Here is a 19103-nt window from a genome sequence, read left to right as displayed (position 1 = left end):
AGAAGGGCATGCGAAGGGAGTGGGTCGCGGAAACAGCCCTCTGCAGGAAATTCATTGCAGAATTGTCACCCCAATCGGGGCGTAACGGGTGGAAGTTCGCCAAGGGTTCTCCACAGCGGCCAGGGCCTTTATTATTAGGGCTTTCGTAAGTAATTGGTTCCCAATCAACGCATTGTTAAGCCCCCTGCACCGAGAGAAATCATGTCGAAATATCGTGTTTTGTTGACCGACTTTGCTTGGGAAGATTTGGAAATTGAGAAGCAAACCCTGACCGATGGCGGGGCAGAATTGATTGTGGCGACCGAAAAAGACGAAGATTCGCTGGCCGCGCTCGCGCAACAGCACCAAGTCGACGCCATCATGACCAACTGGGCCCAAGTCACCGAAAAGGTCATTTCCGCTTCGCCCAACGTCAAGATCGTGGCCCGGCTGGGGATTGGGCTCGATAATATCGACATGGATTACTGCACCCAGCACGGCATCTTGGTCACCAACACGCCAGATTACTGCTTGATTGAGGTCGCCGAGCATACGCTGGCATTGCTGTTTGCGTGTGCCAGAAAGGTGGCGATGTATCATCACGACACGATGAGCGGCAAGTACGACCTGCAAGCAGGCCCGATGATGCGGCGGATGGAAGGGCAAACGCTGGGGATTGTCGGCCTGGGAAATATCGGTGAGATCCTGGCCAAGAAAGCGAAGTGCCTGGGGCTGAACGTCCTGGCGACCAGCCGCAGCGGAAAAACGATGGAGGGTGTCGAAACGGTTGAGCTCGATCGCCTGCTGGCCGAGTCCGATTTTGTTTCGCTGCTGATTCCCGCCACGCCGGAAACCCGGAAGTCGTTTGGTGCCGAGCAGTTCCGTAAAATGAAACCGACCGCCTACCTGATCAATACGGCCCGCGGAGCGATCGTCGATCACGACGCCCTGGCCGCCGCCTTGGAAGGAGGCGAAATCGCCGGCGCGGCGCTCGACGTGCAAGATCCGGAACCGTGCGACTTGACGATCGCCCCCTACAACGACCCCCGCGTGATCGTCACCCCGCACGCCGCGTTTGTCAGCGTTGAATCGCTAGAAAACATGCGCAGCCGTGTCGCCCGCCAGGTGATTGATTGTCTGGAAGGAAAGACCCCAGAAAACGTCCGCAACGGCCTTGCTGCCGGGTAAGAGTTTGCGGGTTCGTCTTGAAAAACTGTGTGCCTTTCACGGTTTTTTAGGGTCTACGCAGCCAATCGAACAGGGGGACCAGCGGAAGCCCCGGATTTTGTGGCCAATCAGCCTGTTGTCATGTTAGATTGCGAACGCAGGCATCGATAGCTCCGCGGAAAATACAAGCTGGTATTTTTTATTAGATATTATTGCTGGATCTTTATATGTTACATGACTAATAGGACATTGCATTTGTCATTGATGCGGAGTTGGAGAGGATCCTCCCATGCCAAACCCAAGACGTTTCGGGCTTAAGGAAGAATTACGGGAAGAGGCAAAAGAGCTTAACACCTACGCACGCGATATTTTTTCAATTTTCGCACGATGGTGGGCATTCTTCATCGCCGCAAACCTCACCGCTGGCGCGTTTCTCGGTGGAGAGGATCGTCCGGAGAGTTATTTGCTGATTGGACGCTTAATCTTCTTTTTCGACCTGTTCGGAGCAGGATTTTGCCTTATTGCTTCGGTTCGCCTTGTTCAGATTAACGATCGCATCGTTGAGATTGCTTCACGACGACGTCCAGAGGATTCACCACTCGGAAATCCGTCGATGTCGAGTTTTTGGACTTGCTTCAAAATGGTATATCAACTATTCGCCCAATGGTTATGGCAGCCCAAGCGAACTCGACACGAATACAATTCCCCACTCCCGATATCCTTTTACCTTTGGTGCACTTTGCCCACCATGTTTTGTTGCCTCTTGGTCGCATTTCTGTGGTGCCACAGTGCAAATCAGCCAGGAAAACCCCCTATTGATATGCGAGATAATGGCCAAACAATAAAGAGATAGGATCTTTGGAAGCTTGGCTGGCAGCTTACGTTTCAACTTCGTTGGGCAGCACCTTGATGGTCAGGCCGCCGCTGCTGCGGATTTCGATTTCGTACTGCTTGCCCTGCTTCACCTTCATGCCTGGCGATTCTTCGTTGGCTGAGCGGACGCCGTATTGCTGGGCTTTGTCTGGGTCGTTGGCGATTTCCCAGAAGTTTTCCCACAACTTCTGCTCGAACTCGGTCGGCTTTTCGTGCACGCCGTACACTTCGGGACGTTCGCCACTCTTATCGATGGCGAACCCCTCGGCAGGCGTTTGATGTTCGCCGTAGATCTTTTGCAACAGGCAAATCGAAGTCGAGCGAAGCGGGTCGGCTGATTCGACCAGTTCGTCGGCGAACTTTACGACCTTACCGTTGATGTACACCATGTCCCCTTCGATGGTGAACTTTTGCGGCTGCGAAAGGGGCGTGCCATGTTGATCGAGTTCCACGAATTGCAACACCGTTTGTGGGTGTTCCGCCCCTTCCGGTTTCGTTTGACTGACGACCTGCATGCGGGCAATGCGGCGATCGATTTTGAGCAGCTTCAACCGTAACGCCAGCTGATCGATCTCGTCTTCTAGCTCGCCAATTTTGAGATTCTTCTCTTCTAACTGCTTGTCTTTGGCGGCCAGGGCGATTTCTTTTTCGTTGTAGATGGAATAGCCGTAATAAGAAACCGTCGAGAACGCGATCAGCAGCAGCAAGATCAACAGCGTTCGGACGGAACTATTGAAACGGTCTATGGATTCGCCCACTTTGGCCATGTGCGCACTCCTTTGGTGCTTGTCGATTGAAGGAAGGCTACGTCGTCAAGTTGCTCGCTTCTTCGTGCCCTGCATTAACGCGTGCAAGTACCATGCCGTTATCTTCGCCGGCATCTCTTCTCTGCTACGCATGCTCACGAAGACGAGAGCATGGCACCCATTTGTTTGCGTTGTGGTAATCCTAACCCGTTCTTGGGGGACGCACCAATCCCAACCTGGTTTCCCTGGGGCCGGAAAAAGAGAAGAGGTTCTGCAGGACTCGCTCGATAGGCACCGGCCTTAACAGCCAATCGGCAGGCTAATGTTACCAGCAAGCTTCGACGTCCTTCGGGTCCGGTGCAGGCAGGTTTCCCCAGGTTGGATAGGGAGTCTTCGGCACGACCGTCAGGCGAGGAAGAACCCCCGGTTCAATCCCCCTCTGGGAATGCTTGACCCCTTCTGGGTCGAAGATGTAACTCGGTGAGTTGCCAGATGCTCGCCAGCGTTCGGTGTGGGGGACGGTACTGTGTAGCCAATCGCGCCACTTGATGTACTGCGGCTGCAACTGGGTGGGATCGATGCCCGCATACAGATCCCTGCGATTCGTAACGCATGCCGAGAAAATGAATAGTCGTGCGTACACCCAGTAATCGCTGCCGGCCCCTGTGGCGATGCCTGGCTTGAAGTCTTTATCAAACTTTTGAGCTGTGGACATGAAATTAGGTCCACCGCGTTGACTGGGAAACACACCAACCCACGTCTGAAACCAGACGGCTCTTTCTACTTTTTCCGGATGCTGACACCAATCGCGAACTTGGGCTTCCGCAATACTGGAATGGAAATAGGCATAGCGGTCGTAGTACTGCTTGTCCAACTCCCCGGCATCTTTTCTCAAAAACGAAGTTGGGTTCAAGCTTGAACCGATGCAAAGTTGAAGTCTCAGGTCGGCAGAATCATTGTGCCCCATCCCCTCGACCATTTCAAACAGCATGTCTCGCAGTTCTTCCTGGGGCGTGTTGTAGGCTTTCACCATCTCGTTGATCATGACGTTGGCTTTGTCCATGCCAACGAGCCAATTCTCGGTGTCTTGCTGCAGAGCAGGGCTAAGATGGTCAAACCGAAATTGCCTGACCTCATTCATGGCATTGTCAAACTCGGCGCGGGTGTAAACAGTCTCAGCCTCTTGGGCCGTAACCAGGCTAGGGCAAAGAAAAACGCCCGCGAGGATGGCGACGATACTCAGCGTCGCCATAAATTTGAACGACGCGAAGACTCCACCATTCCGATTACCTTCGCTGATTGTGAGCAAATCCTGCAATTCGGTTCTTTCAGTTCAAAAGGACAGAAAAGTACGATGAAATAGCACCCATTTGTTTGGCATTGATCCCGCAGGGTACGCTGGGCGTACCGAAACCCAAGTTTATGGATGTCTGCGCGGGTAATCCCAATAAGGCAGTGGACCGATTTGCCACGAATCCGGGGCTTCCGTTGGTCGCTCCTGTTGGATTGATGGCGCGGACCTGAATAGGTTTCATCTTATCTACGTTGGCATCTCTTCTCTGCTACGCATGCTCACGAAGACGAGAGCATGGCACCCATTTTTTTGCGTTAGGGTAATCCTAACCCGTTCTTGGGGGACGCACCAATCCCAACCTTCCCCTGCTTGGCGAGGAAAATGAGGGAGTTTGTGCAGAAATTGCTTGGCGAAAGGACTAAAATGGGGCGCACCTCATTCGTTCGCTTATCTTCACGGAGCCCCATCATGGATCGTCGTCAGTTTCTGACCACCGCTGCCGCTACTACCGCGATTGCTGCTTTGCCGCGTGTTACGTTTGCCCAAGATTTGCAGGATATCAAACCGAAGCGGGTCGGCTTGATTGGCTGTGGTTGGTATGGCAAGTGCGATCTGCTGCGGTTGATTCAGGTTGCTCCGGTCGAAGTCGTTTCGATTTGCGATGTCGATACTCAGATGCGGCAAGGTGCAGCCGACATCATTGCTTCCCGCCAAAAATCAGGTCAGCAGCCTCGACAATTTGGCGACTATCGCGAGATGCTCAAGGAAAAGGATCTCGATATCTGTTTGATCGGCACACCAGACCATTGGCATGCGCTGCCAATGATCGAGGCGGTGCGTGCTGGGGCCGATGTTTACGTGCAGAAGCCGATCAGCCGCGATATCGCCGAAGGTCAGGCCATGTTGGCTGCGGCTCGTAAGTACGATCGCGTGGTTCAGGTCGGCACGCAGCGTCGCAGCACGGCGCACTTGATCGAGGCCCGCGATAAGGTCGTTAAGGAAGGTTTGCTCGGCACGATCGGGCACGCCGAAATTTGTTGCTATTACGGCATGGGACGCAACGCCAAGCGAGACAATTGCCCACCTCCAGAGTATCTCGACTTCGATATGTGGACCGGCCCGGCCCCCAAATTGCCGTTCAACCCGGTGATGCACCCCCGCAGCTGGCGCATGTTCAAGGAATTTGGTAACGGCATCATGGGCGATATGTGCATTCACATGCTCGACACGGTGCGGTGGATGCTCGATCTCGGTTGGCCCACTTCGGTCAACAGCCGAGGTGGCACGTATGTCTGGAAAGACGCCACCGGTAACGTGCCTGATACCCAAGTGGCGACGTTCGATTTCCCGGAACTTGATGTCGTGTGGACCCATCGCGCCTATGGCGACGCCCCAGACCGCGATTACCCCTGGGCTGTTTTTCTGTACGGCGATAAGGGAACGCTGAAAGCAAGCGTCAACAAGTACGAGTTCTTCCCACGAGGCCGCCGCGAACCAACCCTCAGCGGTTCCCCCAAGGTCGAGTGGGACAAGTACCCAGAAGATCAGCACGAAAAAGACCTCGAGCAACACGTCGCCGCTGCCAACCGGGCGCACCAACGCGACTTCCTACAGGCCGTTGAAAACCGTACCAAGCCGGTCGCCGACATCGAGCAAGGCCACATCTCAACCGCCAGCTGCATCTTGGCCAACATGTCGCAAGAACTAGGCCGCAGTCTGGCTTGGGATCCTGCAAAGCACGAAGTCGTCGGCGACGACGAAGCCAACCAAATGCTGGCCCGCGAATACCGCGAAGGATACGAGCACCCGACAGCGGATAACGTGTAACCCAGGTAGGCTGGCGTTAGCGCCAGCGTAACCCAGCGAAGACAAACCGGCGTTATGATTCTGCTGCCGGTTTGTCTTTAGTTGGCTTTAAAGGGTTAAACCTGGAACTGTCCCACCAAGGTTTGCAACTGCTGCGAGATGCCACCGAGCGTGCCGCTGCAGCTCTTGGTTTGGCCGGCTCCTTCTGAGACGCGTAAGGCGCTGGTATCGACCGAGGCCACTGAGCGGGCGATTTCTTCGCCGGCGGTTGCCGATTCGTTGACCGATTGCGAGACTTGCTGCACGGCCTCATTGGTACGGGCGACGTTGTTGGCGATTTCCTGGGTGGTGGCCGATTGTTCCTCGACGGCTGCGGCCACACTTTGCGAAATCGAGTTGAGCTTCTCGATCACTTCGCGAATCGCATCGATCGATTGCATTGATTCGTTGGAACTCGATTGCATGCTCGACACGCGGCGTTCGATATCGCCGGTGGCGTCGCCGGTTTGACGAGCGAGTTCCTTGACTTCGCCTGCCACGACGGCGAAGCCTTTGCCGGCTTCCCCGGCGCGGGCCGCCTCGATGGTGGCGTTCAATGCCAACAGATTGGTTTGCTCGGCGATGTCTTGGATTAACTCAACCACATCGCCGATCTCGTTGGCAGCGAGGTTCAACTGCGATAGCTGATTGCGGCTCCCTTCGGTCAAGCGATGGGCCTCGGAAGCAACGTGGCTCACTTGGTCCATGTTGGCAGCAATTTGGTTGATGCTGATCGACATCTCTTCGACCGCACTGGCCACGATGTCCATGTTCTTCGACATGTCAAGCGACATCTCGGACATCGTGCGCATATTGACCGAAAGTTCTTCCGCAGCGGCAGCCGCTGAGGTCGATTGTGTTTTGGTTTCGTGCGAGATGTTGGTCATGTTGTCGGCGGTCGAGTTCATGTCTTCGGCAGAACGGGCGATGGCCTGACTGTTTTGCGAAAGGGCGGTCATCGCCTTTTGCAGGTTCTCGACCATGTGATTCAACGAATTCGACATGCTGCCGATTTCATCGTGACTTTTCACTTCCAAACGTTGCCGTAAGTCACCATCCGACACATGCCCCAAGATGGTCATCACACGACGAATAGGAAGCACGATAGAGCGGCTGAGGACAATGGCCAGGATGGCCCCAATCATCAGGGCAGCTATGCTGACGAAAGGTAAAACCCAAAGGGTCGTTTGATTGGCAGCTTGAACTTGGGCTCCCAATTCTTGTTGATCGTCGGCAATTTCTCGGTTAATCGTTTGAGCAAGCTCGGCCACATGAGGACCAATCAGGTCGAGTTTCTCGGCTACTAACGAGCGCTCGTTCGCCAAGGCAGCAGACAGTTGCTCGAACCCTTCTTGGTAGGCGTTGGTATCCAGAATCATCTGAGCAATTAAACGTTTGCTCTCTGGATTTTCGGTTAGCGAATCGAGTTGAGCCAGACTGGCTTTGAGCTGCGTAAGTGCTTCCAACGCGTCGGTCTTGTAGTTCATGTCGGTCGTATAGATCAGACGATACAAGCCAACCCGCGCACGCATCAGGTTATTGAGCGAAGCGACCGCTGCTTTTTCGGATTTGGTTTGCGGGTCGTTGCTCTCGGAATCGATGACCAGCAACAGGTTCTGGGCGATGCTAGAACCCTTGCCTGCGATCGTGCCGCTCCATAGCTGATCTCGTTTCAAGCGGCTCTCAGCAACTTCGGTAAAAGCGTCGCTATATTGCTGAACGGCATTCTCGATCTCCACCACCTTTGCACGGCGCTGGGGATTTCTGATCGATTGTTCGGCTTGCTGCAATTGCGAACTGATTTTGGTCTCGAGCTTGTTGAAATGTTCGACAACTGCCGGGTCCCCCGTGAAGTCGAAGCTTTTGACCAGGAAGCGGAGCTGCATCATTTCTACGAGGGCATCCGAGCACGTACTCGCGTTTAGTGTCTTCCTGCGGTACTCGTCAAAACCTTCAGACGCACGACGTGTTCCGTTCCAAGCGACAAAGCCAGAGACGATCATCAAGAGCAATACGGTGCCAAAACCCAAGATGGTCTTTTGCATGATATTCAGGCGACTTAACATCTTTATTAACTCCGTCTTGTCTGAGATTGCGAGTTGTTTTGCTCGGGGGTCCCACTCTTGGAATGGTTACCTAGAGATTGATTAACTAGAGAAACATAGTTTTCTCCCTGAGCTAGCTTTTGGTTGAGGGAAAATATGCCAGCCGATTGGCCTGGGGCTACGCGGTTCAACGTTTTAACAAGCGAAAAAAGGAGCCATAATCAAGCAACTTACGACGTTGGTTGCGGATTACCGTATCGGCGGCGACGGGGCTTCCTAGAGGTGGCAGGATAGCGCAATAAGTGGCATTTATTAACATCTGGTATCCGTTCGTTGCCTTGTCGGCTCGGTAGGCTTTGGTTGATCCGGGATCTCAGAACAACCGCCGTAAGTGCTATTACCGTTGTTGTTTGTGGCGAAATTGCGATTCTGGCAGCTGGCTGCTAGCAAAGCCACTTTGGGGATTAGGGACATCGACACGCCGTTGACAAGTTATCCCCAAGTTAATTGGTTCGTTCGGCAGAATTTATGAAGCGTTAAGTTGTTGCCTGGCATATGGTTTCTGATCTGCCTCTGCGAAAAATTCATTCTGTCGCTGCGTAGTCGGTGGATGCGAGCTAAGGGGTGTGCGTAGAATTCGTGCCGCTTAGAAAATGCCCCGCTGCCGCCGTAAGAAGATGTGCGTTGTGTGCGGGGGAACCCTTGGATAACGTTTCGAGAGGATAGGAAGCCAAGTCCGCATGGAAGAACCAACTGTCGATCAAACCGCAGTCGAATCGCAAGACACCAGCCCCAACCCCGAGGAAAAAGCCGCTGCCGACTTCCCCTTGAGTGACGAACTGTTGGCGAAACTGGAAGCAGCCTCGGCCCCTTACCTGGGCCAGTGGAATACGCTGATCAGTACCACCAACTGGGATAAGGGGATGATCATCTACAAGTGGCGCACGTCGCTACAGGAAGCTGGCGCCCCAGCCGCTGAGTATGCCGACGAGGCCTGGGCTCGCCGCGTAGGTGGCGTTACCGGTCAACACGTCGGACGTTTGCGCCGCGTGTTCGAGCGATTCGGTGACAACTATCCCACTTACAATGGCCTTTACTGGAGCCACTTCCAGGCTGCCATCGAGTGGGAAGATGCTGAAATGTGGCTGGAAGGGGCCGTCGAGAACTCCTGGTCGGTCGCTTCGATGCGGAATCAACGCTGGGAGACGATGGGCAAGCTCGATTCCGAGCGGCCGGATGAGAAAGATATTATCTCTGCCGAGGTAGACGAAGACTTCCAACCTGCCCAAGGGCAAGATGGGGAAGTCCGTGGCAGCATCGACGAGATGGATCCTCCCACCGGCCCAACCCACGAAGGGCCTGACTTCGGCGACGAAGAACAGGGTGCCCAAGCACGTGAATCGAGCGGCGTGGCCGAAGGGGAAGTGGGAGACGTCTTGTCGCCACCCTCGCTGATAAAACCGTTCGCCGAAATCGGTAATCTGCCAGACGACGTGCTCGACGCCTTCGAGGCTTTCAAGTTGGCCGTGATTCGTCATCGGGCCGCTGGCTGGGAAGAGATCAGCCAGGAAGACATGATCAGTTGCTTAGAGTCGCTGAAAGTTTTGGTCAATGCTCCGAGTGGCGAGCCTGATAAGCCCAAAGCACCACGTGGCGACGGCGAAGCCGCACCCTTCTAAGGTGTTGATCTTGAGGGAAACTGCCGTCTCTCCCCTCGTAACTAGGGGAGGGACGGGCACATAAAGCCTGTCTGTGGCGATTGTTCTTATTTTGCCGGCATTAGCGTTTGAGTAGTTTCTCAAGCGTGTGGCGTGCTACTTGCCTCTGGAAAGAATGCGACCAAGGCTTCCAACAAACACTCGTCTTTCTTGTTGGAAAAGTTGCATGTCTTACTTACTCGTATTCGCCGGGTTGCTGGGAATCTCGCTCTATTTAGACCTAAGCATTGCGCTTGCCTCAGGGATTATTCTGATTGGCCTCACCATTTGGGCCGTACTCATGAACCGTAAGCTGCCAATTCCGAAATGGTAATCGCGGCGCGGTTGTCGGAATGCTCAGAGGGCCGTTGGGCTTTCTCTTACAAGTGAACATCTTCGCGAAGTAACCACGCAACAAGCTCTGCACGGCTAATGCCAGAACGGGCCAATGCGCCGCGATTGGTTGCCACGGTCTCCCAGAAGTTGTCGTCTTTGTTTTGCGGATAGAGTACCGCTATGCGGGCATTCAAATGAAGCGATTCGCCGGTTCGTAATCCCATCCGATATCGCACCATCGAGCTAGGCATCGTCGTCATTGCCGAGGCGTCGACCAATACCCGAGATTTGTCCCGCCGCTCTAGCTCTTCCACAATACGTCGCAGCAACTCAACCCACTGTTCTTCCGTGGGATCGCCTGACATGATGAACTCAAGAAATTGTGGATGTTCTAAGATGTCGAAATCAACTACCGACATAGTTCGGCTCCAGCCTAATCGGTGATGAACAAAGCAAGTTAGTCTCCTCCAATCGCAAGAGATAACACGATGCCCCATTCAACTAACATCAATCATGACATGTTGATTTTTGCCTGCCAATAAAAAAATAACATTCAGCATTAAAATATGTCGGCCATGCCCGCAGGGCGGAAAGCGCTTTGACTTCTCTGATCCAGCGATTGTTAATCGCTAAGCAATACGAGAGAGCAACATGGGCCGCTTAGCAGGCTGTTAGATTCGTCAGTCAGTCAATGCCCAAGCGGCATTAACCGAGTGCGAATAACTCTGGCCCGCATTCTTGCGTGACCACTTCGCCAAAGAGGGTGTGGGCGTGGCAATCGTAGACCACTACCGGCAGAATCTTGCCAATTTGCCGAGGATTGCCATCGAACACCACAATGCGGTCGCAATGGGTTCGCCCGATGAGCTGGGTGGCATGAGAGTTCTCGATTCCCTCTCCACTTTTTAGGGCAGTCTTGCTGGGACCTTCTACTAACACTTGTACCGTGTCGCCGATCAACTTCTGGTTGTCTTCTAAGCTGATCCGGTTTTGAATGGCCAGCAGGTCGTTGTTCCGCTGCTGCTTCACGTGGTGCGGGATGTCGTCGATAAACAGGTCAGCCCCGCGGGTTCCTTCGCGCTCGCTGTACTTAAAGATAAAGCTGTTCTTGAAGCGGCATTCTTCGACCAGTTCGACCGTCTTTTGGAAGTCTTCGTCGGTCTCGCCACAGAAACCGACAATAAAGTCGCTGCTGACGGCATAGCCAGGCACAATCTCGCGAATGCGGGCCATCATTTCGCGGTAGTCGGCCACGGTGTAGCCACGCTTCATCCGCTTGAGTACTTCGTCCGAGCCACTTTGCAGCGGCACGTGCAGGTAAGGCGAAACCTTGCTTAAATCGCGTACGGCTTCCAACAGTTCCCGTGTCATATCTTTGGGATAGTTGGTAACAAACTTGATTCGTTCGAGCCCTTCGATCTCTTGTAGTTCGGCCAGCAGATCGGCCAGGCGCCACAGCTTGCCGTTGGAATCGGTCGCTTTGTAGCTGTTGACCGTTTGCCCCACCAAGGTGATCTCGACGGTGCCGTGTTCGGCCAGGTGGCGGCTTTCGCGGAGGATGTCTTCTGGCGAACGGCCTTGCTCGGGGCCACGCACGCTGGGGACGATGCAGTAGGTGCAGAACTTGTCGCAGCCAATTTGAATGCGCACGTAGGCCTGAAACGGCGTAGGACGCATCTCAGGGTCGCGCAGTGGATCGAAGCTCTCGTGGCTGCGAGTAATCTGATCGCGCGTGCCATCTTTGCGGCCAAGGCTAACTTCGATCTGCTTTCCTTCTCCGGCAGCGATCTTGTCGATCATCGATGGGATCTGATGTAGCTGACCAGGGCCGACAATCAAGTCGACGTAAGGCGCCCGGGTGAAGATCTTATGCTGGTGATTCTGCGCCATGCAGCCCATCACGCCGATGATCTTCTCAGGATGCTGCTTCTTCAAATCGCGAAGCACGCCCAGATGGCTGTAGGTTTTGTTTTCGGCTTGTTCGCGAACGCTGCAGGTGTTGAACAGCAGAGTATCGGCTTCGTCCGGAGAATTTGTCAGTACGTAGCCTTGCTTGCGCAGCGTAGCCACTACCAGCTCGCTATCGAGCATGTTCATCTGACAACCGACGGTTTCAATGTAAAGACGTTTTTCCATGCGGACGAATCAGGGGGAGACGGTCAGGCCAAGCCAGGCAGACTAGGCGACCTCTTTTTGTTTCTGCTTGATGAATTCTTCAAATTGCTTTTGCTGCGCCTGTTCGCTTGCTCTGCGTTCTTCTTCGGCCTGTTGCTTAAGAACGAGTTCGCGTTGCTTACGGAATTCCTCACGGAATTGCCGCACCAGACGATTACGCCGCGCCTGCATCAGCCGCACCAATCCCATGATGGCGAAGTAGGAGGCGATCGCGAACAGAATGATATCCCAGCGACTCACAGCTTATAATCCCGCGTCCGTGCAGAAAACCAACGGTGTATCTTAAACAACCACTACCGCCGAGGGCGAGAGGGATTTTCAGGCCTGCGGGGGCATTTCAGGCGGAAATCGACGGTTTTCTGGCCATTTGCCTGGGATCGGCGGGGTAGCAGCGAGGCTTTAAAGCTCGGATTCCGCCACAAATCGATCCCCCACTGCTGGTTGGTAGCCACGAATGAACTCGGCGGCTTCCATTACCTTCTTACCGGCAGGCTGAAGCTTGTGAACCACGATCTGCCCGCCTGGGGCGGCGATTCGTAGCTGGTCGGCGGTGGCTGAGGCAACCGTTCCTGGTTGGGGATCGTTCTCGGCAGGCTCGCCCAGCAGCGAAATCTCGACCAAGATCAACCGTAGCGGCGGTTTGTCTCCGCGCGACAAATGGGTGTAGCAGCCAGGCCAGGGCTGAAAAGCGCGGAACTGGTTGTAGATCTGCTGGGCAGGCTGCGTCCAATCGATGTCCGCATCGGTTTTCTTTAGCCGCGGTGCCTTCGAGACCAGACTGGCGTCTTGCGGCTCGCCCACGAGCGACTCGCCGCCGTGCGTTTCAAGCAGGGCAATTGATTCCAGCACCGCCGGAACGCCCATTTGCGCCAAGCGAGGCTCCAACTCAACGGCTGTTTCGGTTGGCTCGATGGGGATTCGTACGACCTTCAAGCAAGGGCCGCCGTCTAGCTTCGGAGTCATGTGAATCACAGTGACGCCGGTTTCGGCATCGCCGTTGTAGATGGCCCAGTTCACGGGAGCCGCGCCGCGATATTTGGGTAAGATCGAACCGTGCAAGTTGATTCCGCCCAGCTTAGCTAGCGCCAACGACTCGCGAGAAAGAATTTGCCCGTAATCGCACACGACCAGCAAATCGGCCGCTTGCTGCTGCAAAATCTGCCGGGCTTCGTCGGTGTTGATGCTTTCCGGATCGTAAATCGGCAGGCCGTGCTGCTGAGCGACGTCTCGCATCGGGGTCGGCGGAGCAGGACGCTTGCCGCGCGTGGGACGCAGCGGTTGCGTGAAGAGGCAAACCACGTCGTGGTCGCTCGCAAGCAGGGCTTCAAACGTGGGAACGGCGAAAGGGCCGGTTCCCATCATGACAATGCGCATGCCGGTTACTTCTAAGCGTATTTCGCTTCCATATCCTTCTGGAACGCGGCGATCTCTTCGTCGGTAGGCAACTTGCCTTCCGAGCGGAGGCGTTCGAAGGTCAGTTCAAACTGGTCGACTTCAGGCTGAATCTGGTAGAGGGAATCTTCATCCATCCGCTCGATGAACATGATCCCATCCAGGTGGTCGGTCTCGTGCTGGACGCAGCGGGCAAACATGCCGCTTACCTTTTGCTCGAACTTCTCACCGTTAGGCATGTACGCACTAAACAAGACCTCGGCGGGGCGGAGCACAGGGCCGTAGACGCCTGGCAGGCTCAAGCAACCTTCTTCCGCTTCGTCGGTCCCGGTAGTGCGACTAATGGTGGGGTTGATGAAGACTAGTTCCTCCCCTTCCCCTTTCGCCCCGGCCAGATTCATCACGAAGAATCGCAGCGGCAAGCCAACCTGATTGGCAGCCAAACCGATGCCGCGCGCCGCGTACATCAGCTCGAACATCTCGGCAATCATGCCGCGAAGCTCTGCATCGACGCGTTTCACAGGCTTCGACTTGTAGTTTAGGGTCGGGTGAGGGTAGTGAATAATCTGCAACGTAACGGTCCTAAGAGCCGAGCCAACAACGATTTAACCCCGCCTTTGGCAAGCTCGCCAGGAGGCGGGTAATCGCTTTATTATAGAAAGAATGCCCGACTGGTCGACAGCCGCCCCCTGATGGGTTCAAGCGCCGCGGCCAGGTTTACGCCGGTCGGCTGCGGCCATGCACCGGGTAGACGCGTGGTTCTTCGGATTCTTCCGCTTCGGATTGCACCGATTCCGAAGCTGCCGGGGCTTCCACTTCCTGTTCGGCATTTTCATTGCCGTCATCGTCTTCCTTCTTCGATCGCGCCTTATGATCGGGGCGGAAGACGCGTCCCAGCGGACCAGCCAAGAGGGCCGGCAGGAAGAGCAAGTCGCCCACCAAGGCCACCGCCAACAGCGAGACCATCAGGTAACCAAATCGCTGGGTCGGGGTGAACGTGCTGAAGGCAAACACCGCTAAACCGAGACCACCGATGATGGTCGTTTGGAACATAGCCAGTGCACAGCGGCTGTAGGCTTCTTTAATGGCTTTGGCACGGGTGTAACCCTCGTCTAAGCCCCAGCGGAACCAGGTGAGGAAGTGAACCGTATCGTCAACCGCGACACCCATCGCCACACTGGCGGTCATCATGGTGCCGATATCAACTTCCATGCCGGTCCACGACATGTAGCCAAACACCACGCAAATCGGAAAGACGTTCGGCAACATCGAAATGAGCCCCGCGCGGAAGCTCTTCAGCACCAGCGACATCACGAGCGCGATCAAGACGAACGCCCACACCGTGCTTTCGATCAGGTTCGAGAGCAGCGTTCGGGCTGCTTTGTAAACGACGGGGACCACGCCGGTGTAAACCAAAGAAATGGGTGGCCGCTCGGGATCGTACATCCGGGGAATCTCTTGGCCGGTGTACTCGTGCTGGGTGACGTCGAACGTCCCTTTCATGGTCTTGCGAAATGCGTCCATGTCGTACATGGCGTTCGGCTCGACCAGCACGACGTAGTCGCAATTCTTGGCGATATAGTCCAAGCGGTCTTGCGTATGGAAATCGGGATCGTGATCGATCAGCTTGACGCGAGCGTTGGTTAACAGATCGCGCAAGGTTTCGGAAAAGACCTTGGTTGCGTCGAGGTGATTGTAGCGTTCTTTACCATCCTGGCTGACATCCGCCTTCGTTTCGGCCTTGTCCAGAGACGCATAATTAACGCCGAGCAAGCCGACTTTGGCATTCACAAATCCTTTGCCATCTCGATCTTTGTCCAACTGCAGCAGGATTCGATCGCGGGCCTGATAGGCGTCCATGATCGGCTCGGTGACTTGCTTTAAGTCGTCGACGAAGTTGCCGTAATCGATGTTCTCAAGCGCACCCAGGCGAAGACTGACCCGCCATAGTTCGGCTCCGTTCTCTTTGTCGACCCGTAAATAATCGGAATTGACGAACTCGTTGAACGAGGCTTCCAAACGACGGCTATAAGCACCGCGTTCCAAGAACGAAGCGGTACTGCTGCCTGCGCTCGGCAGTTCTGGGGCAAAGGTTAGTGCGGAAGTGGGCGGACCAACCACTTTAGCCCCTTCAGGACCAAGATACTCTTCGACCACATTGGCCACGCGACCTGCCATTTCCATCCGTTCGAGGAACGAATAGCGGAACTTCGGTTCGAGTTTATCGGGGGCGGCCGCGGCCTTCGGATTTAAGGGGTCGGCACCTTTTTCTTCGTTCGACTCGTCGTAGTACATTACTTCGGGCTCGACACGAACCACCAATTCCATCGGCACGAGCTTACCGAGGTGCCCTTCTAGCCAGGCATAGTCTTGAATGATACGCGCGTCTTCGTCGAACATCTTCAGCAGTTGGACCGAGGTCTTGAGGTACTGCAGCCCGAACGCGAAGAACAAGAAGACTACCATGCACGTGGCAGCCACTTTGATGTTGTTGTTGATGATGAAATCGCCAATACGATCCCCCAGCCCACGCAGCCATAGGGCGGTTGGGGAAGGCTCTTTCGGCTTGAAGTCGCTTCCCTTTTTGGGCGCCGGATCAGGCGGCCACATCTGTAGCGCGGCTGGCAGGTAGGTGAACAGCAAGAACAGCGTTGCCAACACCCCCAAAGCCGAGAAGATCCCGAACTTATGAATGGGCGTAATGCTACTGGTCGCCAGCGAACCGAGACCAACCGCCGTGGTCACCGCAGCGATGGTGCAAGGGTACCAACCATGCGCAATGGTCAGCTCTGGTGCATTGCGGAGTGTGCCGTTTTCTTTCACCACGTCGCGGTAGTAGTTCACAATGTGAATCGCGCCGGACAAGCCGAGCACATACACCACCGCCGGCATCGACATCATCACGGCATCGGTCGTAGGATCGAGCCACCAAATGAACGTTCCGGCTGTCCACCAAACCAAAGACAAGCTGGTCACCGCGCTGATTCCGCCGACGAAGAAGACCATGATCGTCAGCTTGATGCTGCGCAAACAGAAGTACGAAAGCCCCAAGCCCAAGATCACGCTAAACGAGACCAAGCGGGCCAGGGTCCGTTCCCCTTCTTCGTCGATCGAAACGTTGTCGACCGGAGGGCCACCAAGGCGAAGCTTTTCAGGCGGAATGCCAGCCTGTTCGGCGAGTTGTTCTAACTGCCCTTCTTGGCGGCCTAGTACCCCGTGCCCCATGGTGCGGCGGAGATCCATTTTGCCGGCATCGGTCAGGGTGACAATCAAGCAGGTTTGCTTGCCATCGGGGCCAAACAAGGTGCCGGTTAGGCGGGCGAGCGCTTTTTTACGAGCGTCTTCCAGCTCTTGCGGCGTCGGGTCTTCGTCACGAACGAGAGTTCCGCCAGGCGCCGATAAAGCCGCCAGGACATCAGGCCCCGATGTTACCGACTTAAAGAGGCGTGCTTGTAAGCGACGGGGATTATCGTAATAGAATTTATCAACCTTCTTAACGTACTCCCCCTTAATCGAGTTGCCGCCATAGAAGATGCGCTCGCTAATCCGCCCCATTGCCCCGAGGACGGTACTCTTGCCATCCCACTTATAGATCTCGCCGTTGGGTAGCAAATAAAACCATTGGTTTCCTCTGCCGAGAAACCACTTTTCGTCCTCACCACCCCAGTTGCGATAGTCTTCGGTGGCATCGCCTGGCGTATCGGGATAATAGAGGGCCAGTTCGTCGCCAATGAAATTAGGCTGGAAGTGATCGAGCGGCTCTCCCTTTTTCTCACCCTCGGCAGGAGGCTCTGGCACGAGCAACCGAGCGAGGTAGTTCAGCGATTGGTCATCCTCGGTGCAGCCATCCCAACTAATCAGGACGAACTGCTCGCCCATAAAGTGATCGCGAAACCAATCGAGTTCGGAAGTCTCGGCGAAGTCGTCGGGCAGCCAGTCTTTAACATCGTTCTTCATTTGCTCTAGCGAGAGCCGAGCTCCGCGTAAAGCAAACGGGACGAGGAAAAAGATCCCGCAAAGGATCCAGATAGCGTATCGCTCGAAAAATGTTGGACGACGCATTTGCATCAAATTTCGCTCGTTGAGAATCCTGAAGCAGCTGACAAGCAAGTTGTGGTAATAAGCTCGTTGCCAAGCCGCAAATACCCTGCCAGCCTAAACAAGAATCGTTATTTTCCGCCTATGGACTTGATCAGCGAAACTTCACCGATCCTAAAATTTTGGACGGACCGCACAAAAGTGCGTATTGCAGGCTATATTTTCTGCGCGCTGAATCGTTTAAAGCTACAGTTTTCTTCAAATTCAGTCTACCGCAGGCGCATTTACCCCATCCTGCGTATTTCCACCATTTGCTATTTGAGGGCGAATTGCTAGCCCAATTAAGCGAGTAAAGACAAGAAACCTATTACTCGCTTCGGTAGAATACCGCTAACGCTGAAACCAATCTTTGATTTTGCCTCCCCCGTAAGGAGTAATCGATGACGACACCTCTAGAGTCTTTAATCCAAGCTGGCACCAAAGTCTGGCTTGATTCCATCGATCCTGATTTGGTCGATTCCAATTACAAATTGGGGGTGAGTGGCGCAACCTCAAACCCTGTGATTGTTTCAGGATTGATTGATTCCGGGAACTACAACGAGTGGATCGAAGAACTGACTTCCCAGGGAAAAGACGCTGACGAAATTGCCTGGACGATTACCGACCGCCTTGTTCAGCGGGCTCAGGACGTTTTTCTGCCGGTTTGGGAAAAGACCGAGGGGAACGATGGCTATGTTAGTTTCGAGCTCGATCCGCTGCTGGAAGATCTCGAACGGGACATGCCCCATGAAGAGCGAGTGGCCAAGTATATCGAGCTAGGCAAATACTGGGGCCTCGGACGTCCCAACCGGATGATTAAAGTCCCGGCCACGCCAGCGGGGATCGACGCCCTGGAAGAGCTTTGTGCGGCAGGGATTACGCTGAATGTCACCCTTTGCTTCACCATGCGGCAATATCACGCCGCCCGCGAAGCGGTTTGGCGAGGTGCTCAGCGGCGCAGTTCGCTGGATGGTTTCAAAAGTGTCTACTCTATTTTCGTTTCTCGGGTCGATGTTTACTCCGAAAAGCATCTGCCAGATTTAAGCGATGACGCTCAAGGACAACTGGGAATTGTGAACGCCAAGAACATCTGGCGCGACAATGCTGAGTTCTGGGCCGATAAGAATCTGAAGCTGCAGCAAGAGCTTATTTTCGCGTCGACCGGAACCAAATTGCCGGAAGATCCGCCATGGAAGTATGTGGCCGCGTTTGCTGGCGATGGCATCGAAACCAACCCGCCCAAGACCAACGACCAAGTGCAAGCAAGCGGCAAAACGTTCGATCGCCAAATCGATCAGATGCCGTCGCAAGAGGTGCTCGACGAATTGGAAGCGAAGGTCGACTATGCCGATCTGGAAAAGGTGTTGATGGACGAAGGGATCGCCAAGTTCGCCGATCCACAAAAGTCGCTGCTTTCATTGATTGAATCGAAGAAAGCAGCCGTCTAACGACGCCTGAACCGTGCTGTTGATTTTCC

The 19103-nt window shown here is 54.6% G+C and carries 15 protein-coding genes; 6 read left to right on the top strand and 9 right to left on the bottom strand.

What is annotated here, in order from left to right:
* Positions 1 to 201 precede the first annotated feature (201 nt).
* Both DTL42_RS25680 and DTL42_RS25675 read left to right on the top strand, forming a co-directional pair.
* On the top strand, positions 202 to 1167 hold the full coding sequence (locus tag DTL42_RS25680; protein WP_114373787.1) for a C-terminal binding protein: 966 nt from the start codon (positions 202 to 204) through the stop codon (positions 1165 to 1167).
* A gap of 268 nt (positions 1168 to 1435) precedes the next feature.
* Positions 1436 to 1999: a hypothetical protein gene (locus DTL42_RS25675; protein ID WP_114373785.1), complete on the top strand. Its 564-nt coding sequence runs from the start codon at positions 1436 to 1438 to the stop codon at positions 1997 to 1999.
* A gap of 25 nt (positions 2000 to 2024) precedes the next feature.
* On the opposite strand, the gene DTL42_RS25670 is transcribed toward DTL42_RS25675, so the two are convergent.
* A complete protein-coding gene (locus DTL42_RS25670; protein WP_114373783.1) occupies positions 2025 to 2786 on the bottom strand; it encodes a hypothetical protein in 762 nt (253 codons plus the stop codon).
* Between the two features lie 304 nt (positions 2787 to 3090).
* Positions 3091 to 4083: a hypothetical protein gene (locus tag DTL42_RS25665; protein WP_114373781.1), complete on the bottom strand. Its 993-nt coding sequence runs from the start codon at positions 4081 to 4083 to the stop codon at positions 3091 to 3093.
* A 444-nt stretch (positions 4084 to 4527) separates the two neighbouring features.
* Between DTL42_RS25665 and DTL42_RS25660 the strand changes: the two genes are divergently transcribed.
* Positions 4528 to 5886 (top strand): Gfo/Idh/MocA family protein, encoded by a 1359-nt coding sequence (locus DTL42_RS25660; protein WP_114373779.1) that lies wholly within the window; start codon positions 4528 to 4530, stop codon positions 5884 to 5886.
* Positions 5887 to 5981: 95 nt separating this feature from the next.
* On the opposite strand, the gene DTL42_RS25655 is transcribed toward DTL42_RS25660, so the two are convergent.
* Positions 5982 to 7970 (bottom strand): HAMP domain-containing methyl-accepting chemotaxis protein, encoded by a 1989-nt coding sequence (locus DTL42_RS25655; RefSeq protein WP_114373777.1) that lies wholly within the window; start codon positions 7968 to 7970, stop codon positions 5982 to 5984.
* A gap of 719 nt (positions 7971 to 8689) precedes the next feature.
* Here DTL42_RS25655 and DTL42_RS25650 point away from each other — a divergent pair.
* Both DTL42_RS25650 and DTL42_RS26465 read left to right on the top strand, forming a co-directional pair.
* Entirely contained in the window at positions 8690 to 9628 is a 939-nt protein-coding gene (locus DTL42_RS25650) for a hypothetical protein (protein WP_114373775.1), read from the top strand.
* 205 nt (positions 9629 to 9833) lie between these two features.
* Positions 9834 to 9980, top strand: a complete 147-nt coding sequence (locus DTL42_RS26465) for a hypothetical protein (protein ID WP_158545554.1) — start codon at positions 9834 to 9836, stop codon at positions 9978 to 9980.
* 46 nt (positions 9981 to 10026) lie between these two features.
* On the opposite strand, the gene DTL42_RS25645 is transcribed toward DTL42_RS26465, so the two are convergent.
* From DTL42_RS25645 to DTL42_RS25620, 6 genes are all read right to left on the bottom strand, one after another.
* Positions 10027 to 10401: a hypothetical protein gene (locus DTL42_RS25645; RefSeq protein ID WP_114373773.1), complete on the bottom strand. Its 375-nt coding sequence runs from the start codon at positions 10399 to 10401 to the stop codon at positions 10027 to 10029.
* Between the two features lie 286 nt (positions 10402 to 10687).
* Entirely contained in the window at positions 10688 to 12118 is a 1431-nt protein-coding gene (miaB, locus tag DTL42_RS25640) for a tRNA (N6-isopentenyl adenosine(37)-C2)-methylthiotransferase MiaB (RefSeq protein WP_114373770.1), read from the bottom strand.
* Positions 12119 to 12160: 42 nt separating this feature from the next.
* On the bottom strand, positions 12161 to 12397 hold the full coding sequence (locus DTL42_RS25635) for a hypothetical protein (protein ID WP_114373768.1): 237 nt from the start codon (positions 12395 to 12397) through the stop codon (positions 12161 to 12163).
* Between the two features lie 159 nt (positions 12398 to 12556).
* A complete protein-coding gene (gene fmt / locus DTL42_RS25630) occupies positions 12557 to 13531 on the bottom strand; it encodes a methionyl-tRNA formyltransferase (RefSeq protein ID WP_114373766.1) in 975 nt (324 codons plus the stop codon).
* A gap of 11 nt (positions 13532 to 13542) precedes the next feature.
* Positions 13543 to 14121: a peptide deformylase gene (gene def / locus DTL42_RS25625; RefSeq protein WP_114373764.1), complete on the bottom strand. Its 579-nt coding sequence runs from the start codon at positions 14119 to 14121 to the stop codon at positions 13543 to 13545.
* 145 nt (positions 14122 to 14266) lie between these two features.
* A complete protein-coding gene (locus DTL42_RS25620; RefSeq protein ID WP_158545553.1) occupies positions 14267 to 17611 on the bottom strand; it encodes an efflux RND transporter permease subunit in 3345 nt (1114 codons plus the stop codon).
* A 416-nt stretch (positions 17612 to 18027) separates the two neighbouring features.
* Here DTL42_RS25620 and DTL42_RS25615 point away from each other — a divergent pair, with 416 nt between their 5' ends.
* Positions 18028 to 19074: a transaldolase family protein gene (locus tag DTL42_RS25615; protein ID WP_114373757.1), complete on the top strand. Its 1047-nt coding sequence runs from the start codon at positions 18028 to 18030 to the stop codon at positions 19072 to 19074.
* Positions 19075 to 19103 lie beyond the last annotated feature (29 nt).

The sequence above is a fragment of the Bremerella cremea genome (assembly GCF_003335505.1).
In the GTDB taxonomy this organism is placed as follows: Bacteria; Planctomycetota; Planctomycetia; order Pirellulales; family Pirellulaceae; genus Bremerella; species Bremerella cremea_A.
Note: the sequence above shows the minus strand (reverse complement) of the source record. Positions and strands in the feature narration are given on the sequence as shown.